Source organism: Paenibacillus sp. LBL (genome assembly GCF_029893715.1).
Taxonomy (GTDB): Bacteria; Bacillota; Bacilli; order Paenibacillales; family Paenibacillaceae; genus Paenibacillus_AQ; species Paenibacillus_AQ glucanolyticus.
Genome location: NZ_JARXYU010000011.1, coordinates 59,812 through 81,410 on the forward strand (window position 1 = coordinate 59,812; position 21,599 = coordinate 81,410).

A 21,599-nucleotide genomic window follows, 5' to 3' on the forward strand; every position below is an offset into this window, starting at 1 on the left:
TTTCTGACAATTAACTTCATATGGATAAGAAGTTTAACAGAGTTACTGAAGGATTTCCTCCGTCTATGGGCGGATGGGGGTCCTTTTTTCCGTTAAACCAGTGAATGAACTTACAAATATTCCTAAATATTTTTTTTGAAAAAAAGCAGACCAAATGCCCGTTTCATCCGTCTAATAGTATGGAGGGCTAAATTCTATGAAAAAACGGTGGCTTTGGCTGGTGATGGTATTGTTAATAACCGTACCCATTGGGGCGGTGGTCATAGGAAATATAGAACGAGCGGGGTTTAGGCCCAAGGTGGACGCGCGAGCGGTTGTCTTGATGGATCTGAACACCGGGCGTATTTTGCTCAGCGAGAACGGCGATATCCCCTTACCGCCTGCAAGCATGTCCAAGCTGATGACAGAATTGGTGATACTGGATGATATCAAAACAGGAAAAAAATCCTGGGATGATGAAGTTCAGATCAGCGATACGGCAAGCGGCGTAAGTGGAATTAAGATTGCCTTAAAGTCCGGTGAATTCCTTACGGTGCGCGAGTTGTTCCAGAGCATAACGGTTTATTCGGCCAATGATGCCGCCGTCGCTCTTGCGGAGCATTTTGCAGGTTCCGAGGAGGCGTTTGTCCAGAAGATGAATGCCAAGGCTAAAGAGATCGGGATGTCCAGTTCTACGCATTTCGTGAATGCTTCGGGCGTAGAGAGCCATACGGACAACGACCAGGAATGGTCTTCGGAGAGAGAAACCGTGATGACAGCCGAAGACACTGCCAAGCTTGCCGCGCATTTGATTAAAAGCCACCCCGATATTCTCAGCACCTCCAGCAAGACTCAAACGAAAATAAGTGGACGAAATTTATATTTAAGCAACACCAACTGGATGCTGCCGTCACTGGGAGGCCCCTACTCTTATGAAGGTACAGACGGCTTAAAGACAGGATACACGGTCAACGCAGGGTACTGTTTCACGGGTACAGCCGAGAAGCAAGGCAGCCGGCTTATCGCGGTTGTCATGGGAACTGAATCCAAAGAAGCAAGATTTGAGGAGACCCGAAAGCTATTTGACTACGGATTTGCCAAAACGTTAACATGGAAAGAGCGGCTGGATGACTGGTTTCAATATTCGGGAATCGCAGCTGCTCTTTCGCATGATAAGCTTGCTCTTTCACATGATAAGCTTGCTGTTTAGCTGATAGATGAAGATTTGGTAGATTTATAGAACTGCCCGTGAAGGGTTCACAATTGATAATCATCTGGTTTACAATAGATGATGTGCTGAAGCTGGTCTTCTAAATAAAAGTGAGTCAACGGGAGGATATCCCGTTTAATAAGGAAAGGAGGGTGAGCCAAGTAGCTTTGGGTGCAATTAAGGGCCTTTAACGATCTGACTTATCCATTAATTTATTTTATAATAAAGAAGGAATCGAACTCATGAAGAGGAAATCAATATATATTACTCTCGCTGTTGTCATACTGCTGGGATCATCCGCATTTTTGTTCAGAACACAGCTTGCGGTTGTAGCCTTTGATTTGTTTATGGCAAAGGATGTAGAGGAATCATTGCAGAAATCGTATAAACCGCTGCAGAGCGACAAGACACCCGAGCCTGTAGTACTTCAAAGCGAACCGTTCTCTGTCATGCTGCTGGGCAGTGACCAGCGGGAGGATGAGCCTGCGCGTTCGGACACGTTGATCTATGCAGTTGTGCGTCCACTGGATTCCAAGGTGCTGCTCATTTCAGTTCCAAGGGACACGTATGTCGATATTATCGGTAAGGACAAGAAGGATAAGATTAACCACGCATTTGCCTTTGGTGGTCATCAGATGGCCAAAGATACGATGGAAGCATTTTTTGAGGAGGACCTCAACTATTATGCCTCCATTAATTTTCAGGGATTGAAGGACGTGGTTGACGCCATTGGCGGGGTTGAACTGCCGATTGGCAAGGATATCGTCAATAAAGGCAAAGACCACGAGAAATTTACAATCGAGGCAAACAAGCCGATTTACAACGGTGAGGAAGCCTTGAATTATGTGCGTTACCGTGAAGATAGCGACTTTAATCGGGCGAAGAGACAACAGGTGTTTCTGGATGTCGCTGCCAAGCGGGTCATGAAGCTTGATCAGATCGGCAAGGTGCCGGAGCTGATTGAGATCATGGGTGATAATTTCCAAACCGACATGCAGCCAAAGTTCATTATTGATCTGGCCAAGCAGATGCTGACTGGAGGCAAGGTGGATATGACCAGCTATACGATTATGGGCGAAGGCATGAAAATAGGCGGTGTTTATTATAATGAACCCGATATGGAAGATGTGCAGGAAGCCCGCGATCTGATTGACAGCTGGATGAATCCGAACACACCGGCCAACCAACTGCTGCAGCCAAAAGATGCAGAGAAGCAAAAACTGAAATAAATAAACACCGGTACTTCCGGATGATGGTCATAGTGCGTTGCTTCACCTCAATCAGCAGTCCGGGTTGTCTGGCTGCTGATTTTCTGCCCTATACAAGGGAATCAGAACGATGAAGCTAACGTATGTATGAGTATGGATAGGGGAAGGAGTAACCTGCATACCTAGGCTTCATAAGAGAAGGTTACTTAACATGGCTTCATGATGTTGAAGTCATAAGGAGGATAATGTTTTATGAATATCGCTTTTTTTCTATTGCCGAAGCAGGAAGTAATCTGTTTAACGCTGGATTCCACACTCAGACAGACGCTGGAACGCATGGAGTTTCATCGATATACGGCTGTGCCCGTACTCGGTAAGAACGGCGAGTATGCTGGAACGGTGACCGAAGGGGATCTGTTGTGGCATATGAAGAACTCGGATGGCAAAATCACATTTGAGAACGCTTCGAAATTTTTGCTAAAGGATGTTCCTTTCCGCATGGACATGAAGCCGGTGTCCATCGATGCCCGGATGGAGGATCTGATTAATCTAGCAAAAGTGCAGAACTTCGTGCCAGTTGTGGATGATATGAATCGCTTTATCGGGATTGTGCGCAGAAGCCTCATTATTGAGTACTGTGAACGGTTTGTTTCCAAGGAGACGATGGAGTCCCAAGGGGCGCCTCAATCCATCTAGGATTGTAAATAACAAGGGTGTGGGACCGCGATGATGACGTGGGTAACACGCCCTGTTTTTTCATAGTTATCCAAAAGATCAGAAGTCGGGGGAATAAGCTGGGCCTAATTGGAGTACAAAGAGAAGGTAGGTTATCTCTTTCCCATGGGACTAAAGGATGGACAGGGTGCCCTGGGCCTTTGTGTGGGTGGCTTTTTTTTATGCTATAATGGAGAATAAAGCTGTTTTCAGGGAGAGATGGATATGCCAAATATGCCGAAGGACTTGGATGTAGCTAAACGCGCTAAAGTGATTGAATGGCTCAAAACCGAAGTAATCGATAATGTATCCCGGTTATTCAAAGCTCTATGGGAAGGCAGCACTACAAAGGTTGGAGATAGTTTGGCAAGCCTGATGATGAGCTCGTACATACTGGGCCGAAGGCTCGGCTTGACCTATCGGGATATGGATGATCTCTTGTTAGAAAAATTGAAAAAGCATAAGCAGGAAGGACATCAGCTGGAAGATTGGTACCAGGATATTTCCGCACTCGAAGAACATTTGCGTAAGAGGTGAACATATTGAAACTGCGCTGGACTACGGCGGTATGGAGCGTTATTTATTTGCTTCTGCTGCTATCATTACTCACACCCTTTTCGATCGTAACGGCTTTCTTGTTAGTTCTGCCGGTTGCGATTCTATTTACGGCTTTGAATACAAAATCTTTTTTTATGCATGTGGTGCCGGTGTGGCTTATTGCGCTTCTGATTGATCCCATCTATCTGTTATTCGCGATTTATTTTGCGGTTCCGGGAATTATTATGGGGTATTTGTACAGGAAGCGGAAGTCGGCAATGCAAGTATTGAAGTATGGCATGGCTGTCATGCTGGTGGAGATGCTTCTGCTGCTGATGATCAGCACAGCTTTCTTCCAGTTAAACCTGTCGGATTATGTGGATGAGATCGTGAAAATGACGACCGCTCCGCTTTCGGAGATGGGCGTTGAAGGCGGGATCGGTGGTCAGTTCCTGGGAACGGAGCTTGATACGCAGCTGATTAAGGATCAGACGATGCGCTTGGTTCCATTTGCGATGATCATCAGCTCGTTTCTCATGACCGTGGTAACCCACGCGCTGGCTCGCCCTACACTCCATAGCATGGGATTGTCTGTGCCTCGGCTGAAGCCGGCTAGAGAATGGATGCTGCCGCGCTCCCTGATCTGGTACTACCTGCTTATTTTCTTCATCAATATTGCAACCATCGATTCGGACAATACCTTCATGAAGATGATTGTGGCCAATGCTACGCCATTGCTGCAGATCTGTTTCATGATTCAAGCGCTGGGGTTCTTCTATTACCTCGCTCACGAGCGGAAATGGCATCCGATTGTGCCGCTCTTGACGGCTATCCCGATTGTTCTGTTCCCGCCGGCTATGATTATCGGAATCCTGGATCTGGCGTTTCCACTTCGTCAGGCCTTTAGTAAAAACAAAAGATAGGGTGATGAGTCATGCCTAAATTTCTGCAGAAGCGCTGGCACGGCTATCATACCGTCTGGGCGTTTGCGCTAGTGCTTTTGCTTGTTATTTTCCTGTCGTTCTACAACACGATCCTGGGCCTGGTCGGGCTGCTGCTTGCGGTAACAGGCGGATACGCCATGCTGAAGACGGAGATGAAGTTCCGCCGCGAGCTGGTAGATTACATCGGTGACCTCTCATTCCGGATTCAGCGGGTAGAGGGTGAAGCCGTCAGTGTGCTGCCATTTGGCATTGTGCTGTACAGCGAGGACAGGACCTTGGAATGGCATAATCAATTCGTGGTCAACATGTTTCCGAATCAGACTCTGGTTGGCGTATCCTTGCAGGAGCTGTTTCCCCAGCTGGTGGTAGCGTTGCAGGAGTCCCAAGAGAAGAAGGAACACAAGGAGAAAATGCCGAAGGAAATCAGGCTGGAGATCTCTCACGAGGATAAGTTCTACGGAGCCACGGTCATTCCGGATGAACGACTGATTTATCTGGATGAGATCACCGAGCTGGCGGTGCTAAGGCAGCGTTATGAGGATGAGCGTCTGGCCCTGGGCATCATCATGTTGGATAACATCGATGAGGCTTCGCAGGGCATGGATGATCAGCAGCGGACCGCGCTGATTGCAAAGGTAACCAGCGAGATCACGGATTGGGCACGTGAATTTAACGTTTATCTGCGGAGACTTTCGTCGGATCGTTATCTAATGATGCTGAACCACAGATCTCTGGAAGCACTGGAGAACAGCCGGTTTCTGATCCTGGATGAAGTCCGGGAGATGACGGCTGATTTGAAGGTGCCATTAACCTTAAGTGTCGGCCTTGCCTTCGGCTCTGATGACATCACGGAGCTCGGTCAGCTGGCGCAATCCAGTCTGGATATGGCTCTTGGCCGTGGCGGAGACCAGGCCGCAGTCAAAGCGGGCCAGCGTCTTTCCTTCTACGGCGGTAAATCCAATGCGGTGGAGAAGCGGACGCGGGTAAGAGCGCGCGTCATCTCCCATGCGCTGCGTGATTTGATGCAGGAGAGCGACAAAGTCATCATTATGGGGCATAAGCTGCCGGATATGGATGTGATCGGAGCAGCCATCGGCGTGCTGAAAGCTGCCCAGATGTACAAGGTTGAGGCTTACATTGTCCTAGAGGGATTGAACCCATCCATTTCACGGATTATGGAAGAGGTCCGGAAGGATGAGGCGTTGATGAGCCGATTCGTTTCGACAGAACAAGCGATGCAGATGATGACGGAGCATACGCTGCTGGTTGTCGTTGATACACATAAAGCCTCCATGACGATGGAACCGCGTCTGGTGCATCGTGCCAGCCGGGTCGTTGTCATGGATCACCATCGGCGCGGTGAAGAGTTCATCAACGACGCTGTGTTAATCTATCTTGAGCCGTATGCTTCATCGACCTGCGAGCTGGTCACGGAGGTGCTTCAGTATATTCACGAGCGGGTATCCCTTACCCCGGTTGAAGCCACCGCGTTATTAGCCGGGATTACGGTGGACACGAAGCATTTTGCGCTGCACACGGGATCGAGAACATTCGAGGCCGCCGGATTCCTGCGGCGTCACGGTGCCGATACGATGATGATTCAGCGGGTGCTCAAGGAAGATCTGACAGAATTTATAGCGAAGGCAGAAATCGTAAAACATGCTAGAATGGTATATGACCATATCGCTATTGCGGTATCGAAGAACGGGGAGCCCATGCCGCAGCTGCTGATCGCTCAAGTAGCGGATATGCTGCTTAATATGACGGATGTGCAGGCATCGTTTGTTATTAGCGAACGCACCGACGGCAAGATTGGTATTAGCGCCCGTTCGATGGGCAAGATGAATGTTCAGATGATTATGGAACGTCTCGGGGGAGGCGGACACTTAACGAACGCCGCAGTACAGCTGGATACGACGCCTGAGAAGGCAGAGGAGAAGTTGATGGAGGTACTGGCGGACATCGAAGCGAAAGAGGGGTTATTTGAATGAAAGTCATTTTCATAAAAGATATGAAGGGCCAAGGCAAGAAAGGTGAAGTGAAGGAAGTATCCGAAGGATACGCTACCAACTTTCTGATTCCGCGCGGCGTTGCTCGCCCGGCAACCGATGGCAACATGAAGAACCTGGAGCAGCAGCAAGCTTCCGAGGAGAAGCGTAAAGCTCAGGAGAAGGAAGATGCACAGGCACTTGGCAAGAAGCTGGAAGAGATGACGGTTGTCCTGAAAGCCAAAGCAGGCGAAGGCGGCCGGCTGTTCGGAGCAATCACAAGCAAACAAATCGCTGAGGCGCTGGCAGGACAGAAGATCAAAATCGACAAACGCAAAATTGAACTTAGCGATCCGATCCGCAGTCTGGGTGTAACCCAGGTTCCGGTGAAGCTGCATCCTGACGTCAAGGCGACGGTCAAGGTTCAAATCACGGAGGAGTAATATGGGAGGAGAACTCTATTTCGATCGGGTCCCTCCGCAGAACCTTGAGGCAGAGCAGGCGGTGCTGGGTGCCATTCTGCTGCAGAGTGAAGCGCTGATCACAGCGATGGAGCGGGTGCAGTCCGAGGACTTCTACGATAAAACGCACCAGATGATTTACGAAGTTATGGTGCAGCTTGGAGAAGGCAATCAACCGATCGATCTGGTGACCCTTACATCTCTTCTTCAGGATAAAGGCCAACTGGAGGAAATCGGAGGAGTCAGTTATTTAGCGAAGCTGGCCCATGCGGTTCCGACGGCGGCCAACGTGGATTATTACGCTCAGATTATCGAAGAGAAATCGATGCTGCGGCGGTTGATTCGAACAGCAACACAGATTGTCAGCGAGGGATACACCGGAGGCGAAGATGTATCCGGCATGCTGAGTGAAGCAGAGCGCCGCATTCTGGAGATTTCCAACCGACGCACAGGCAGCGGGTTCATTGCGATTCGCGATGTGCTGATGGAAGTATTTGAGAAGGTGGAGGTCCTCCACCAGAACCGTGGGAATACAACGGGGATTCCGTCCGGCTTCGTTGATCTGGATAAAATGACGAGTGGATTCCAGCGAAATGACTTGATTATTGTGGCGGCCCGTCCGTCCGTAGGTAAGACGGCCTTCGCACTGAATATTGCCCAGAACGTGGCTATCCGGGCTAAGGAAACCGTCGCCATCTTCAGTCTGGAGATGTCTGCGCCACAATTGGTTCAGCGTATGATTTGCGCCGAGGCCAATCTGGATGCAAATGTCATGCGGAACGGGGATTTTAAGGGTGACGACGATTGGTCCAAGCTGACCATGGGCATTGCGGCACTGTCGGAAGCGGAAATTTACATTGATGATACACCCGGCGTAACGGTTGCCGATATCCGTGCAAAATGCCGCCGTTTGAAGAAAGAGAAGGGGCTCGGCATGATACTGATCGATTATCTGCAGCTCATTCATGGACGCGGCAAGGCGGGCGAGAACCGGCAGCAGGAGGTATCTGAGATCTCACGTACGCTCAAGCAGATTGCCCGGGAGCTTGAGGTGCCGGTTATTGCGCTGTCACAGCTCAGCCGGGGCGTGGAGCAGCGTCAGGACAAGCGTCCGATGATGAGTGACCTTCGGGAATCCGGTTCAATTGAGCAGGATGCCGATATCGTGGCCTTCTTATACCGGGATGATTATTACAATCAGGAAACGGAGAAGAAGAACATCATCGAGATCATCATTGCCAAACAGCGTAATGGTCCCGTAGGCACAGTAGAGCTGGTGTTCCTCAAGAACTTTAACAAGTTCGTTAATTACGAGCGAACGCATGCGGATGCCTTTGCAGCCGGGTGACGACAGAGGCAGCTTGTTAGCAAGGATTCTATTGGTTTCTTAATGGCGCATGTGGCCTTTGTCGTAAAGTTCGGGAAAATCTCTAATACCTGCCGCAACCTGTAAGTTCAGGGCGTTTCTTATTGCACATTCCCGAATAAAGCAGAAATCATTCCATAATCTCGTCCTAATTCCGAACAATCGTACACACTGATGTGCGATTGTTCGTTTTTGTATTTGACTTTAAAAAATGGGGCTGTTACACTGTTATTGCTGCTTTAATGCAGTGAGGTTGTTTTTTAATCATAATGAAATGCTTATTACATCAGTGTTTTGTGAAATAATAAGGGTGTAACAGCCCGGGCGGAGGAATGATTATGTCAACGGTAGTCGTTGTGGGAACACAATGGGGAGATGAAGGGAAAGGGAAGATCACGGATTATTTAGCGGAAAGCGCTGACGTGGTAGCCCGTTACCAAGGCGGCAATAATGCTGGCCACACCATTCTGATTGACGGTAAAAAATTCAAGCTTAGCTTGATTCCATCCGGAGTATTCTATAAAGATAAAACCTGTGTGATCGGAAACGGTATGGTGGTTAACCCGGCTGCACTTATTGAAGAGATTAATTATATTCATGATAATGGATTCAGCACGGATAATCTGGTAATCAGCGATCGTGCTCATGTTATCATGCCTTATCATATGGTATTGGACGCTCTGGAAGAGGATCGCAAAGGTCCCAACAAAATTGGCACGACTCGCAAGGGAATCGGCCCTTGTTACATGGATAAAGCCGCACGTAACGGCATCCGGATCGCGGATCTGATGGATGCGGAAGAGTTTGAATTGAAGCTTCGCCATATGGTGAAGGAGAAGAACCAAGTGATTACCCAAGTGTATGGTGGGGAAGGACTTGAGGTTGAAGAAATCCTGATTCAATACCTGCAATACGCTGAAATCATTCGTAAATATGTGCGTGACACTTCCGTTGTCCTGAACGATGCCATTGACGGTAATCAAAAAGTATTGTTCGAAGGCGCACAGGGGGTCATGCTGGACATCGACCAAGGCACGTATCCGTTCGTAACCTCTTCGAACCCTTCTGCTGGCGGTGTATGTATCGGTTCCGGCGTAGGACCATCGAAGATTCAACAAGTGATTGGGGTCGCTAAATCGTATACGACGCGTGTAGGGGACGGACCCTTCCCGACGGAGCTCGACAATGAGATCGGCCATTATATCCGTGAAAAAGGACATGAATACGGCACCGTCACCGGACGCGCCCGCCGCGTAGGCTGGTTTGACAGCGTGGTTGTGCGCCACGCCCGTCGCGTAAGCGGCATTACCGGCTTGTCCCTGAACTCCCTGGACGTGCTTAGCGGACTTGAGACCGTTAAGATCTGTACCGCTTATAAATTCCGCGGTGAGGAAATCACACATTACCCAGCAAGTTTGAAGATGCTGGCTGAATGTGAAGCGATTTATGAAGAACTGCCAGGCTGGAGCGAGGACATTACCGGAGCGAAGACGCTGGAGGATCTGCCAGAGAATACTCGCCGCTATGTAGAACGTGTATCGGAGTTGACTGGTATTCCGATTTCCATCTTCTCCGTAGGGCGCAACCGGGAACAGACAAATCAAGTGCTTCCGATTTATGAGAAATAATATCGAGTTGGAACAAGAGTAGAATCCATTCCAATTTGGAAAAGAAGATATATTGCGAAACCTGCTAATGGCGATGCCATGCGGGTTTTTCTTTTTATTTGGAATGAAATCTATGATTGTACCTCGGAAATAACATACAAGACCCAAAAGTGGAAGGATTTGTCCCTTTGTCTGAGGATATTATCCCCTAGCAGCATGTCCATCAACCCTATAATGGAGAGAGACATAGAGGACAGCACGCTGATTATTTGGAATTGGGGCTAAAGGCAGCGGATATATGCAGTCATTTCGATTTAGGGGGGACAGAAGCCATACGGCCAATTGGGCATGTGGCCTTCTTCGAGAGCTGGAATGTGTTTGCACATTCAGCATAATAAAGACCGGATTCATCCTCAGGTTTGTCGGGATGGATCCGGTCTTTTCATTCTACAGCAGAATCGGCTGCGGCTGCTCGGACAGCTTGCCGTCCTCGATATATACAATCCGGTCACACAGATCCAGCATACGCTTGTCATGGGTGACCATCACGGCGGCCTTCTGGCGCAGCTTCACCTCATCGGCCAACATCTGCACGACGGTCCGGCCGCGTTCAGAATCCAGACTGGCGGTGGGCTCATCTGCCAGAATGAGCTCCGGGTCGTTCATCCAGGCCCGGGCAATGGCAACGCGCTGGCGTTCACCGCCTGACAGGCTCTCGGGATAATGATTCTTACGATGGGACAAGCCCAGGCGCTCAAGCAGATGGTCTGCCCGCTGCTTTGGTTCCTGGCCCTGCTGGCCGGCCAACTTGGCAATTAACAGTAGCTGATCACGAACGGTCAAATACGGAATGAGATTCGAGGATTGAAAGACAAATCCGATATGGCTCAGCCGCAGCTGATTCATTTTTTTGGCCGACAGCTTGGTGACTTCATGATCACCCATCCAGATTCGCCCCTGCGTAGGAGATAGCAGTGCCCCTGCTATGGACAGGAAGGTACTCTTGCCGGACCCGGAAGGACCGACCACCGCTACGAACTCACCGCTCTTGATATCCAGTGAAATGCGGTCCAGCACTTTAACGGACGTATCCCCGTCGCCGAATTCCTTACTCACCTGATCCAGCATCAGTTTGGATTGTTTCATTATGCAGCCCTCCCGATAGCTTCGATTGCATCAATCTTGATAACACGATAGAGCGACAGCAGAGACCCCATCAGGGAAACCGCCAGGAACAGCAAGGAACAGAGCAGAACAACGGAAGGAGTTAAGGAAAAAGGAACGGCGCCGGCTATCAGGAGGGATACCCCGTAAGTTAGACCGATACTGATGGCAAGACTGACCACGGTCAGTGTCAGCACTTGAAAGATCAGATTCCTTACGAGATAGCCGGTTCCAGCTCCAATGGCCTTCAGGACGCCGAACTGGTTCATTTTTTGAATCGTGATAACGTAGAAGAACACAGCCAGTACGAAAGCCGCGATGACAAACAAGAACACAATCATCATTACGAGTGAGCCCTGCTCCTCCTGAAAACCGGGAATCCCCTGCAGTGCCTCGCTTTTCGTTATGATCTCGATGCCGGATATGTCCTGAGCCAAGGCGTCTATCTGCTCCTGACTACCATTCAGAGCGACCGCATTATAGATGGTCCCTTGCTGTGAACCGCTGGGCTGAAGCGCCTTCCATCCCTCAAAATTCAAGTGAATGACCGGGGCATGGCTGAAGGACTGTCCTTCTGTAAAGGCTGCGATCGTAAATGCAGCACCTCTTGCCTGATCAACGATCCGGTCACCAAGCCGGTATCCGTCATCCTTCAGGGAGCGGTCAGCCATCACATGTTCCGCATCCGTATTGTTTATCATGGTTCCTTCCACAACCTTGGGAGCCATCATACTCGCCATATCGATGGCAAAGAAAGCCGCGTCGAATTTGGCGGTGGAGCCTTCCTTGGTCAAGGTGTTCATGTGGACCCCCAGCGGGGAGGCATGGTCTCCAGCCGGATGCCGCTGGATCTCTCTCCAGATCTCATCGGTCAGAATGGAACGGTTGATCCGATGGTCGGACTCTTCCTGAAGTATCAGATAGTCGGCATTCATGTTTTGTATGGATGAGGCATTATCGGAAGAGAGCCCCTGAGCCAATCCGGTGACGAACAGGACAAGCCAGGATATCAGTACCATAATGAAGCCGATCAGCAAATAACGCAGCTTCGCGTGTTGAAGTTCGCGCAGTGCAAGAAACATGTTTCTCATCTCCATTCCTGTAATGGGTAGCATCTTCTCCCTGTATGATCACTACGGGATATGCCACAAGTATAGGAATGGAATATGAACAGCGCATGAACTGGAATCAGGCTTAAGCTACAGGGTGGGCAGGGTCACCGTAAAGGTGGTTCCTTCTCCAGGCTGACTCGTTACTTCAATGCGTCCGCCGTGCATCTGCACAATCTTCTGGGTTATGGCCAGACCTAGTCCGCTGCTGCCCTCGGAGCGGTCGCGTGCCTCATCCACACGATAGAACCGGTCAAAGATGTGAGGGAGATGTTCTGGCGGAATGCCAATGCCCGTATCGGAAATCTCGATGCTGCATGATGGGTTGTCCTGTCCTGTGATACGCAGCGAGATGATGCCTTCCGGAGCGGTGAATTTAATGCTGTTGGTCATGAGATTGGTCCATACCTGATGCAGCAGCTGTTGATCGCCGTGGATATAGGTAGATGGCAGTGACATATCCATGGTCAATTCCTTGCTGCGCCAGCTCCATTCGGTGTGGAACAACACCTGCTTGATTTGCTCGGCAACGTCGAAGGTGGATTTCTCCAGGATATTCTCTTCTTTATCCAGGGAAGCCAGCATGAGGAGCTGTTTGCTAAGCTGGGACATCCGGCGGCTCTCCGCCTCGATAATCGACAAGTAGTGCTGCTGCTGTTCCTCGGACAAGCGCTTGGTTTGCAGCGTCTGCGAAAAACCTTGAATAGAGGCAAGCGGTGACTGAATTTCATGGGATACATTGGACACAAACTCCTGGCGCATCTGCTCCAGCTGCGCTATACCTTTGGCCATCTGGGAAAAATGATCCGCGAGCTGCCCCAGCTCATCTCTTCTCGCGACATTCAGCTGTACGTTATAATTGCCCTTTGCCACATTCTGTGTAGCCTCGGTTAATTTCACGATGGGTTTCACGATATATCGCGTAATGACGCCAACCAACAGAATGCTCAGCAGGATGGCGATAGCCATAATGATCGAGAAGAAGATGCGCATTTCGCCGAACTGTACGGTAATATCGGGTCTGATGAAGAGTGCATGAGGGCTGCCGTCTACCTGCAGCGGAATGCCGATAGAGTTGCTTAATACATTGTCGAAGAAGCCGGTAATGAACAGCTCTGATGGAAACTCTGCGATGCCATGGTACACCGTACCGTTCAGCACTTGCTGCACGGTTTCAGGCGAGAGATCCCGTTCACGGAAGATACCGCCATAAAGCCACTCCTTGCCTTGATCGTTGACCAGATAGAATTGATAGCCGAGCTGCCCGATGTGCTGTAGATAATCATGAATATTGAGTTCCGGGTGGCTGTCATAGAAATCCCCGATGTCCTTGGCCATGGTGGTGACCTTCTGATCGTTATAAGGCTTAAGATTGTACTGGTAGTAGAGATTGGACAGCACAAAAGCAATCAAGCTGCTGGTCACCATAATAGCGATGGTGGTAAGTACGATGCGCGAATAGAGGGTCTTCATTGCGGCGAGGCCTCCAATTTGTATCCTACCCCCCGGATCGTTCGTATTTGAAAATCGCCGCTTCGGTCCGCAAAGCGCTCCCGCAGTCTTTTAATATGAACATCAACGGTGCGGTCATCTCCCTCAAAATCCGTCCCCCAGATGAGCTGAATCAGTTCCTCGCGTGAGAACGTCCGGTCCGGATAGCTTGCAAGCTGAGAGAGCAGCTCAAATTCCTTCATCGGCAGCATCAGCATTTTTCCGTGTCCCTGAACCTCATAACTTTTGCGGTCGATCGTGGTTTCGTTCAGATGAATTTTATCTGCGTTCACCATCTGATACCTCCGCAGCAGCGCCTTGATGCGAAACAATAATTCCTTTGGCTCAAAAGGTTTGGTTAGATAATCATCCGTACCCACAGCAAAACCCTTCTCCTTGTCCACGAGCTGATCCTTTGCCGTCAGCAGAATGACGGGAAAATCATAATACCGCCGAATCTCCTCGCAGAGCTGATAGCCGTCCATATTCGGCATCATGACATCCACAACAGCCAGATGAATCTGTTCTTCCGCCAAGCGAGCAGAGGCTTCCTTCCCATCAGCAGCTGTAAAGACCGTATACCCTTCCGATTGAAGATGATATTGCAGCAGCTCCCGAATATGCGCGTCGTCATCCGCGATTAAGATATGAATCATTACTAGAATAAACCCTCCTTCATATGCAGTTTCCAATTGACTATATATGTATCACAAATACCCCGGTCTGGTCGATTCCTGCCTTCACAACACGGGACTAGTGTGGCCTGAATTTACGTGAATCATGAAATATATCAAATAAGAAGTAGAAAAAATGGATAGAAAACGGTTGAAGCGATTCCGAGCCGTCAATACTGGAAAAAGAAAGCAATCATTGTCATGTCATTTCTGAGCATGCATGAGGAAGGAGGAGATACGGATGAATTGGATGAAATGGCTGCTAAAGGTCAGCCTTACCGCCATACTGGTGAGTACACTGACGATTGTGACAACGGGCATTGTGGTCAATGCTTATCTTCAATCGGTTCTTGCCAGTTTCAATATTCAACTGGAGACGGAGTCGGTGGGGGTTGGAGGCATTATGAAGACGATGCTGGGAATGGGTTCAGGCTCTAAGCCAGATAGCAGCAACGGGGACATTTCGAAGGCACAGGATCCCGCCGGTCAGGGTGCAGCATCTGATGATCAGACAGCAGGGGCGGATCAGAGCGGAGGGGCAGAAGAGGACACCAAGGCGACTACAGGCTCATCGGGGGATTCGGACGAGCCGCCGGTTGATGATCAGGCACCGGAAGATTCTCTGCCAGTGATGGGGGCCACTACGACGGAGTCCGATGATTCCTCCCTGGAGGATCAAGAGATCGTGATGTCTCCGACGGATATCGTGGATCGGAAAGAAAGTCTGTCGACAGCGGATAAGGAAGAGATTTTTACCATGCTGATGAATAAGCTGCCCCAATCCGAAATGCAGAAGATATCCGAGGCCATGGAGGATGGCCTGACGGCAGTGGAGCTTACGGAGATCGAGGAGGGCATATCCAAATATTTGAACCCGGAAGAATTCGATAAATTGATCTCGATGCTCAAAGAATAACGGTATGGCGGGTTTCAGACCCGGTTTGTCACTGTTTTGTCACTGACTGGCGAAAGTTGTATATTGGAAAAAATCAGGAAACCCGTGCTGCGCGCGGGTTTTTCGCTGTTTTCACAAACTTGAAATGATTGTAATGGCTATGTTAAAGTATACGAAGATCGAAAAGGTTAAAATTTTGATACCTTTTGACAGGTAGTGTCATATTCAATGCTAAGTCGGCAGGTTCAGATGAACAGAGTCTTACATATGAACAAGGCTTAAAGGAGAGAGACATGAAAGGTTCTAAGGGGAAACGGTGGATGAACAGCGTCTTGCGCAAGCAGGCGGGCGAACATTCCGCCCACAACAACAACTCGAATAGCGGGTCCTCTGAGCCGTCGAGCCCACACAACCGGGGATGGAAATCACCGCGCAGATGGGTTTGGATATCGGCAGGGGCATTGCTCATAGCAGGATCGATATATACTGGCGGAAAAGCGTATGTGAACGCGAACACGATTCCGTTCTACCATGTGCTTGTAGATGGGAAGGCAGTCGGTACCATTCAAGATGATGCTCAGCTTGACCAGCTTCTGAAAGAGAAGCAGAAGGAATATCAGGAGGAGTATCCCGACGTCCTTATGGTACTTCATACTGAAGGTATCACAACCAAGGCGGACCGTTCCTATAAGCCAATCGTGAACAGCGAGGAAACCCTTGATAAGCTGGACGGCATGCTGAAGGCCTATGCCCGCGGCGTGGAGCTGAAGGTGAACGGAGAGACCGTGGCAATCGTGAAGGATCAGCAGACGGCACAAGCGGCCGTTGAGGCAGCGAAGCTGAAATTCGCTCCGGCTGCTGCCAAGAAGGAGCAGACGCAGAAGGTTGCCTTCACGAAGACCTCCGCATCGGCATCAAGCAAGAAGAACGATAACGGCAGCGGGCTCCAGTCGGTTGATATTAAAGAAAACATCTCGCTGGCCAACACGAAGGCCGATCCGAACAAGGTGCTGGACGTGGAAGAGGCGATGAAGGTGCTTACGGGCACCAAGGACAAGCCGGTGGTTTACACGGTAAAAGAGGGAGATACCATATCCTCGATTGCGCAGCAGTTCGGCATGAAGTCAGCTGACGTGATGGCATTGAATCCCCAGCTGGAGGAGAAATATGTGCAGATCGGCGCCGAGCTGCAAGTGACGAAGCCGGAAGCGCCGCTTACTGTAAGAACGGTTGAGACGGTATCGGTGAAGCAGCCAAGCAAACCGGAAACGATTGTTCGCAAGAGCAGCGAACTTCCGCTTGGCAAGCGAAAAGTCGTCCGTCCTGGACGCGATGGTGTGAAAACGGTCGATTATATCGTAACCAAAGAGAACGGCAAGGTCATATCCAAGCAATGGACGGGTCAACAGGTGGTGCAGGAATCCCTGCCGGAAGTTGTGTACAAAGGCACCAAGGTGGCTCCTAAGAAAAAGACATCCACCGCAGTCATGAGCCAGAAATCCAGCGGCAGCATGTTTGCTTGGCCAGTGAGCGGAGCACGAATTACGAGTCCCTTCGGACATCGCTGGGGAAGAAGCCATGAGGGTGTGGATATGGTGGGAGGCAGTACTATTATGGCATCCGCCTCCGGAAGAGTTGTGTTTGCCGGTCAGCAGAGCGGCTATGGCAACGTCGTTATTGTCGATCATGGCAACGGATATCGTACCCTTTACGGTCATATGAGCAAGATTTCCGTTAGTAACGGACAATCGGTCGGACAAGGCTCCAAGCTGGGGGTCATGGGCAATACGGGCCGTTCTACGGGAACCCATCTGCATTTTGAAGTGCAAAAAAATGGAGTTGCCCAAAATCCGATGAATTATCTGTAGTTCTGTGTTATACTAGGGAAACCAATGCGACATAAGCCATTATTGGTTCATATATCATAATAGTGAAGATGGCCGCTCCTTAACGGGGGCGGTCATTTTTGCGTCTTGGCAGGTGGGGATGTGGAGGGGGATGTGGGACAGAACGGGAAATATTTGCAGTGGTGTCGCAAGTGGTGTCCTTCTCCGTCGCTGTTGAATTCGGAAAATAGAAATGTGGCTTACGATGAAATTTTCCGAATTCAAAGGCGATCGCTCACGCTCTCCGAATGACCCCACTTGCTGCATTCGAAGGTTTCCCTTATCTGTCGATCCATCCCCGCACCTTCCGGCCATGCTGCCGGAGCAAAGATGGCCATCCCCTGAATCGGGGCGGCCACTTAGCGCGGTGTGGGGGGGAGAGGATGTGGGACAAAGCGGGAATTTGCTGCCGTTTACATTGAGATGGCTGCTCAGGAGCGGTGGGTGTGTAGCGGCGGCAGGTGTGGTAAAATGAAAAGAAGACCGTTTAAGTGAAGGTATGAGGTGAACAGGAAGATGCAGGGAACCATTCTGGTGGTGGATGATGAACAGCCCATCGCCGATATTTTAAAGTTTAACTTGGAAAAAGAGGGCTATGACGTCATCTGTGCTTTTGATGGCATTAGCGCCGTGGAGATTGCGCTCACGAAGCGGCCGGATTTAATGCTGCTTGATTTGATGCTGCCCGGTAAAGATGGAATGGATGTGTGCCGCGAGGTACGTGCCGCTAACCTGCAGATCCCGATCATCATGCTCACGGCAAAGGACGGAGAGATCGACAAGGTGCTTGGACTTGAGCTTGGCGCAGATGATTATGTGACGAAGCCGTTCAGCACGAGAGAAATACTGGCACGCGTGAAGGCGCAAATGCGCCGCCAGCAAAAGCCCGACAACTCAGCGGATAACACAGGCGGCACAAGTGCGGGTGGACAAGGCCTGCGGCTGTTCGAGCTGTTTATAGATACGGATATGTATATGGTATACAAGAGCGGGGAAGCGCTCGATCTGACGCACCGTGAATATGAATTGGTGTATTATTTGGCCCGGAATGCAGGCAAAGTGATGACGCGCGAACATTTGCTGCAGGCCGTATGGGGCTTTGAATACTTTGGCGATGTGCGGACCGTGGACGTTACCATCCGTCGACTGCGCGAGAAAATCGAAGAGAATCCTAGCAAGCCGGAATACATACTGACTCGGCGCGGACTAGGCTACCTGATGCGCAGCGCTAAAAACGGAGGCCTGTAATGAAGTGGCTGTCCTTCTTCCGCACCATTCAGGCGAAGGTCATCATCATTTATGTCCTTCTCATTCTGATCGCGATGCAGCTGATCGGGGTGTATTTTGTGAGTGCGATGAAGAACTCGCTGACCAGCAACTTCACGAAGGATTTGCAGGAGCGCGCCGAGCTGATGTCAGTGCTGGCAGCTAAGACCCTTGGCGGCGAGAATGATTCGGAAGAGGATTCGATCGACAGCCTGCGGATTATGGTGAACAATCTGTTCAATTTGAACGGAGCCGAGATTCAGGTGCTGGATTCCACGGGACGGGTTCTCACCACCTCGCTGCCTTCGCATGCAGACTACGTGAACACCAAGAATACACAAACGGTTGTCAGCCGGGCATTGCAGGGAATACAGGATAATGAGGAATACATTATCGATGATGATAACATCCGCAAGAAAGTGGTGGCCAAGCCGGTCATGTATAACGAGAAAATCGTCGGTGCCATCTACATTGTGGCCAGCATGAGCGAGCTGTACAGCACGATGCAGCGGATCAACAATATTTTTATATCGGGGATTCTGTTGGCGCTTGGCTTAACCGCGGTGCTTGGCGTCATTCTGTCGCATACGATTACCCATCCGATCAAGGAGCTGACCAAGCATGCCCGGGCCGTCGCGGACGGCCGGTTTACCGAGAAAACACCGGTGTTCGGCAGCGATGAGATCGGCCAGCTCAGCCAGGCGTTCAACTATATGACCAGCCGTCTGCGCGAAGCCCTCTCGCAGAACGAAGAAGAGAAGGAGAAGCTTGCTTCGATTCTGACCAATATGAGTGACGGCGTTATCGCAACCGATGAAGCGGGACGTGTCATTCTGATGAACCGGCGCGCCGGGGAAATGTTGGGCGTGGAGGGGGAGGAGCTGGCAGGACATGATATTGTATCCCTGCTGGGCCTAGAGGAATCCGAATCGGAGGCGCTGGCGCGCAGCGAAGGGCATGATTCCAAGCTGCTGGAGATTGTACCGCGCGAGGGCAGCGAGCCGTTCATGATGCGTGTGACCTTTACGCCGATTCACCGGCGGGAGATTGGCATCACCGGTACGATTGCGGTGCTGCAAGACGTTACAGAGCAGGAGAAGCTGGAAGCGTCGCGGCGGGAGTTCGTGGCGAATGTATCCCATGAGCTGCGTACGCCGCTGACCACCATCAAGAGTTATACCGAGGCGCTGGAGGATGGGGCGCTGGAGGATAAACAGATGGGGCCGCGATTTGTCGGCGTCATCCAGAACGAGACCGGCCGGATGATCCGACTGGTAACGGACCTGCTGCACCTGTCACGGCTTGATTCCAAGGAGGCAGCTCTGCACAAGGAGCCGACGGACATTGTGGAGATGTTGGAGGATGTAGAGGATCGCTTCTCTTTCCAAATGAAGCAAAAGCATATCCGCACCATAATTGAGGTTAAACCAGGGGTATCCACAGCTATGCTGGACCGGGACGGCATCGATCAGGTTCTCGACAACCTGATCTCCAATGCCTTGAAATATACGCCAGACGGAGGCACTATCACCATGGATGCAAGCATTACGGAGGAAGGCATGCTGTCTTTATCCGTTAAGGATACCGGGATCGGTATTCCGAAGAAGGATCTGGACCGGATCTTTGAACGCTTCTACCGCGTAGATAAGGCCAGAACACGCAATTTAGGCGGAACGGGACTCGGTTTATCCATTGCCCGGGAAATTGTCAGAGCCCATGGAGGCTTTATTACCCTGCAATCAGAGCTTGAGAAGGGCACAACCGTGACCTTCACCCTGCCCTTGAACAACGAGGGGAGGGCGGTTATGTGAAGGAACGTATGAAGACCGTACTGCTGGTTGTGTTGGTCCTTGGCAGTCTGCTGCAAAGTTATGTTCTGATATTCCGTTTCCCGGGCAGCGATTCCGTTGTTCAATCCAAGGATTCCTATATCCGAACCGAGGAGATGGGACCGGAGGAGAAGCCGGAGAATCTGCTCTTTCCTGATAAAATGGTCATTCATCTGGGAGAAGACAAACATACGGTATTCTATTCGAACGATACGTTTTACAATCTCGTGTATAACCGGCTTAAGGGCCGGACCTTTGATAACTTTCAGCGCCGGATGGTTAGCAATATCGACTGGACCAAGGTTCGTTCGGAGAACCGGGGCATTGAGCTGAGCTTTGATTCGGGCATTCCGGTTACTCTGCTGCAGCGAGTAATGCAGATCGTGCCGGACACGCTGTTTGAAGGGGAAAGCATCAATAAAATATGGCTGTACAGTGTGGAAGGCGAAGCTAAGGTTCACGTCATGTTCTTCAGCACGGAGGGCGATGTCGTCTATGAAGCCGCGCAGGCTGATTTGACGGTACAGGACGTGGATCAACTGGTGGATTTCGGGCTGAGCTGGCCATCGTATAAGATGGTGGATGGGCGCTACTATATACCGGAGAAGGAACTGAATATGGTCAGTGTCGAACTGCCGATTGGCGAATACACGGTGGAGCAAATGCAGCGCAGCTTGTTCTTCGATCCTAGCATCACCCGCAACATTAGGGAAAAAGACGGCTCCGAGATTTATACGGACAGCAAGCGGAGCTTACAGGTTGACCAGGGGCAAAAATGGATCAGTTATACCGATCCGGCTGCGCCGCCATCCGGCGAGAGCAGTCCCGGGAAGGATGTACTGTCCGCCATTGATTTCGTGAATCAGCACGGCGGCTGGAACGGAACGTATCGACTGGGCAAAGCAGGCGAATCCGAGGACCGGACGCTGGTGAAATTCCAGCAGTACTATGGCGGATTTCCCATCCTGAATACACCGGGCTTCCAGTATGGGGTGATGGAACTGGATTTACAGCAGGGTACGGTCACATCCTATGAGCGTTCGCTGTTATATCTGGAGTCTGCCCCGTTGAAGAAGCAAATGGTAAAGCTGACAGGTGGCGAGGCACTGGAGGCGAAGCTGAAGCCTTATGCTGAGGATAACTCCATCGCGAGTCTGGACCCTGCATATCTGCCAGTGCGAACGGAGGAAAACCTGCTGCTTAAGCCGGTATGGGCGGTCGAGCTTCAGAACGGGACAGTCATCACGCTTGAATAAGCGATAGTGTTCAAC

The 21,599-nt window shown here is 50.5% G+C and carries 19 protein-coding genes; 15 read left to right on the top strand and 4 right to left on the bottom strand.

What is annotated here, in order from left to right; translation table 11 throughout:
• The first annotated feature begins 196 nt into the window (after positions 1-196).
• The 9 genes from M2277_RS21075 to M2277_RS21115 all read left to right on the top strand — a co-directional run bounded on the left by M2277_RS21075 (position 197) and on the right by M2277_RS21115 (position 10,035).
• Positions 197-1,189 carry a D-alanyl-D-alanine carboxypeptidase family protein gene (locus M2277_RS21075; protein WP_006207324.1) on the top strand — a complete coding sequence of 331 codons (993 nt, stop codon included), beginning with the start codon at positions 197-199 and terminating at the stop codon, positions 1,187-1,189.
• A 242-nt stretch (positions 1,190-1,431) separates the two neighbouring features.
• On the top strand, positions 1,432-2,418 hold the full coding sequence (locus M2277_RS21080; RefSeq protein WP_006207323.1) for an LCP family protein: 987 nt from the start codon (positions 1,432-1,434) through the stop codon (positions 2,416-2,418).
• Positions 2,419-2,649: 231 nt separating this feature from the next.
• A complete protein-coding gene (locus M2277_RS21085) occupies positions 2,650-3,093 on the top strand; it encodes a CBS domain-containing protein (RefSeq protein ID WP_006207322.1) in 444 nt (147 codons plus the stop codon).
• Between the two features lie 252 nt (positions 3,094-3,345).
• On the top strand, positions 3,346-3,648 hold the full coding sequence (locus M2277_RS21090; RefSeq protein ID WP_172964086.1) for a MazG-like family protein: 303 nt from the start codon (positions 3,346-3,348) through the stop codon (positions 3,646-3,648).
• A complete protein-coding gene (locus tag M2277_RS21095) occupies positions 3,645-4,571 on the top strand; it encodes a DUF2232 domain-containing protein (protein WP_253806067.1) in 927 nt (308 codons plus the stop codon). The genes M2277_RS21090 and M2277_RS21095 overlap by 4 nt, the downstream gene beginning before the upstream one ends.
• A gap of 11 nt (positions 4,572-4,582) precedes the next feature.
• Entirely contained in the window at positions 4,583-6,583 is a 2,001-nt protein-coding gene (locus M2277_RS21100) for a DHH family phosphoesterase (protein ID WP_036640493.1), read from the top strand.
• Positions 6,580-7,023 carry a 50S ribosomal protein L9 gene (gene rplI / locus M2277_RS21105; RefSeq protein ID WP_006207318.1) on the top strand — a complete coding sequence of 148 codons (444 nt, stop codon included), beginning with the start codon at positions 6,580-6,582 and terminating at the stop codon, positions 7,021-7,023. Before M2277_RS21100 ends, rplI begins: the two co-directional genes overlap by 4 nt.
• A gap of 1 nt (position 7,024) precedes the next feature.
• Positions 7,025-8,389, top strand: coding sequence for a replicative DNA helicase (gene dnaB, locus M2277_RS21110; RefSeq protein WP_036640492.1), 1,365 nt, complete (start codon positions 7,025-7,027; stop codon positions 8,387-8,389).
• A gap of 356 nt (positions 8,390-8,745) precedes the next feature.
• Complete coding sequence (locus M2277_RS21115; protein ID WP_006207316.1) at positions 8,746-10,035, top strand: adenylosuccinate synthase; 1,290 nt, start codon at positions 8,746-8,748, stop codon at positions 10,033-10,035.
• 426 nt (positions 10,036-10,461) lie between these two features.
• Here M2277_RS21115 and M2277_RS21120 read toward each other — a convergent pair whose 3' ends face one another.
• From M2277_RS21120 to M2277_RS21135, 4 genes are all read right to left on the bottom strand, one after another.
• The gene (locus tag M2277_RS21120) at positions 10,462-11,160 is read right to left on the bottom strand and encodes an ABC transporter ATP-binding protein (protein ID WP_006207315.1); all 699 of its coding nucleotides are present in this window, start codon (positions 11,158-11,160) and stop codon (positions 10,462-10,464) included.
• A complete protein-coding gene (locus tag M2277_RS21125; RefSeq protein ID WP_006207314.1) occupies positions 11,160-12,260 on the bottom strand; it encodes an ABC transporter permease in 1,101 nt (366 codons plus the stop codon). The genes M2277_RS21120 and M2277_RS21125 overlap by 1 nt, the downstream gene beginning before the upstream one ends.
• Before the next feature lie 117 nt (positions 12,261-12,377).
• Entirely contained in the window at positions 12,378-13,760 is a 1,383-nt protein-coding gene (locus M2277_RS21130; RefSeq protein WP_006207313.1) for a sensor histidine kinase, read from the bottom strand.
• On the bottom strand, positions 13,757-14,434 hold the full coding sequence (locus M2277_RS21135) for a response regulator transcription factor (RefSeq protein ID WP_006207312.1): 678 nt from the start codon (positions 14,432-14,434) through the stop codon (positions 13,757-13,759). The genes M2277_RS21130 and M2277_RS21135 overlap by 4 nt, the downstream gene beginning before the upstream one ends.
• Positions 14,435-14,693: 259 nt before the next feature.
• Here M2277_RS21135 and M2277_RS21140 point away from each other — a divergent pair, with 259 nt between their 5' ends.
• From M2277_RS21140 to M2277_RS21165, 6 genes are all read left to right on the top strand, one after another.
• The gene (locus M2277_RS21140; protein ID WP_006207311.1) at positions 14,694-15,368 is read left to right on the top strand and encodes a hypothetical protein; all 675 of its coding nucleotides are present in this window, start codon (positions 14,694-14,696) and stop codon (positions 15,366-15,368) included.
• A gap of 272 nt (positions 15,369-15,640) precedes the next feature.
• Positions 15,641-17,215 (top strand): peptidoglycan DD-metalloendopeptidase family protein, encoded by a 1,575-nt coding sequence (locus tag M2277_RS21145; protein ID WP_006207310.1) that lies wholly within the window; start codon positions 15,641-15,643, stop codon positions 17,213-17,215.
• 223 nt (positions 17,216-17,438) lie between these two features.
• Positions 17,439-17,708 (top strand): hypothetical protein, encoded by a 270-nt coding sequence (locus M2277_RS21150; protein ID WP_138917764.1) that lies wholly within the window; start codon positions 17,439-17,441, stop codon positions 17,706-17,708.
• A gap of 41 nt (positions 17,709-17,749) precedes the next feature.
• Positions 17,750-18,481, top strand: coding sequence for a response regulator YycF (gene yycF, locus M2277_RS21155; protein ID WP_006207308.1), 732 nt, complete (start codon positions 17,750-17,752; stop codon positions 18,479-18,481).
• Between the two features lie 74 nt (positions 18,482-18,555).
• On the top strand, positions 18,556-20,310 hold the full coding sequence (walK, locus tag M2277_RS21160) for a cell wall metabolism sensor histidine kinase WalK (RefSeq protein WP_379431668.1): 1,755 nt from the start codon (positions 18,556-18,558) through the stop codon (positions 20,308-20,310).
• Entirely contained in the window at positions 20,307-21,584 is a 1,278-nt protein-coding gene (locus M2277_RS21165; protein ID WP_006207306.1) for a YycH family regulatory protein, read from the top strand. Before walK ends, M2277_RS21165 begins: the two co-directional genes overlap by 4 nt.
• Positions 21,585-21,599: the final 15 nt, after the last annotated feature.

What these genes read in the sequence shown, in the direction of transcription:
- M2277_RS21080 (WP_006207323.1), top strand. Translation starts at nt 1,432, where the DNA reads ATGAAGAGGAAATCAATATATATTACTCTCGCTGTTGTCATACTGCTG.
- M2277_RS21090 (WP_172964086.1), top strand. Translation starts at nt 3,346, where the DNA reads ATGCCGAAGGACTTGGATGTAGCTAAACGCGCTAAAGTGATTGAATGG.
- M2277_RS21120 (WP_006207315.1), bottom strand. Translation starts at nt 11,160, where the DNA reads ATGAAACAATCCAAACTGATGCTGGATCAGGTGAGTAAGGAATTCGGC.
- M2277_RS21125 (WP_006207314.1), bottom strand. Translation starts at nt 12,260, where the DNA reads ATGTTTCTTGCACTGCGCGAACTTCAACACGCGAAGCTGCGTTATTTG.
- M2277_RS21100 (WP_036640493.1), top strand. Translation starts at nt 4,583, where the DNA reads ATGCCTAAATTTCTGCAGAAGCGCTGGCACGGCTATCATACCGTCTGG.
- M2277_RS21140 (WP_006207311.1), top strand. Translation starts at nt 14,694, where the DNA reads ATGAATTGGATGAAATGGCTGCTAAAGGTCAGCCTTACCGCCATACTG.
- walK (WP_379431668.1), top strand. Translation starts at nt 18,556, where the DNA reads ATGCAGCTGATCGGGGTGTATTTTGTGAGTGCGATGAAGAACTCGCTG.
- M2277_RS21135 (WP_006207312.1), bottom strand. Translation starts at nt 14,434, where the DNA reads ATGATTCATATCTTAATCGCGGATGACGACGCGCATATTCGGGAGCTG.
- M2277_RS21085 (WP_006207322.1), top strand. Translation starts at nt 2,650, where the DNA reads ATGAATATCGCTTTTTTTCTATTGCCGAAGCAGGAAGTAATCTGTTTA.
- M2277_RS21145 (WP_006207310.1), top strand. Translation starts at nt 15,641, where the DNA reads ATGAAAGGTTCTAAGGGGAAACGGTGGATGAACAGCGTCTTGCGCAAG.
- yycF (WP_006207308.1), top strand. Translation starts at nt 17,750, where the DNA reads ATGCAGGGAACCATTCTGGTGGTGGATGATGAACAGCCCATCGCCGAT.
- M2277_RS21130 (WP_006207313.1), bottom strand. Translation starts at nt 13,760, where the DNA reads ATGAAGACCCTCTATTCGCGCATCGTACTTACCACCATCGCTATTATG.
- dnaB (WP_036640492.1), top strand. Translation starts at nt 7,025, where the DNA reads ATGGGAGGAGAACTCTATTTCGATCGGGTCCCTCCGCAGAACCTTGAG.
- M2277_RS21150 (WP_138917764.1), top strand. Translation starts at nt 17,439, where the DNA reads ATGAAATTTTCCGAATTCAAAGGCGATCGCTCACGCTCTCCGAATGAC.
- M2277_RS21115 (WP_006207316.1), top strand. Translation starts at nt 8,746, where the DNA reads ATGTCAACGGTAGTCGTTGTGGGAACACAATGGGGAGATGAAGGGAAA.
- rplI (WP_006207318.1), top strand. Translation starts at nt 6,580, where the DNA reads ATGAAAGTCATTTTCATAAAAGATATGAAGGGCCAAGGCAAGAAAGGT.
- M2277_RS21075 (WP_006207324.1), top strand. Translation starts at nt 197, where the DNA reads ATGAAAAAACGGTGGCTTTGGCTGGTGATGGTATTGTTAATAACCGTA.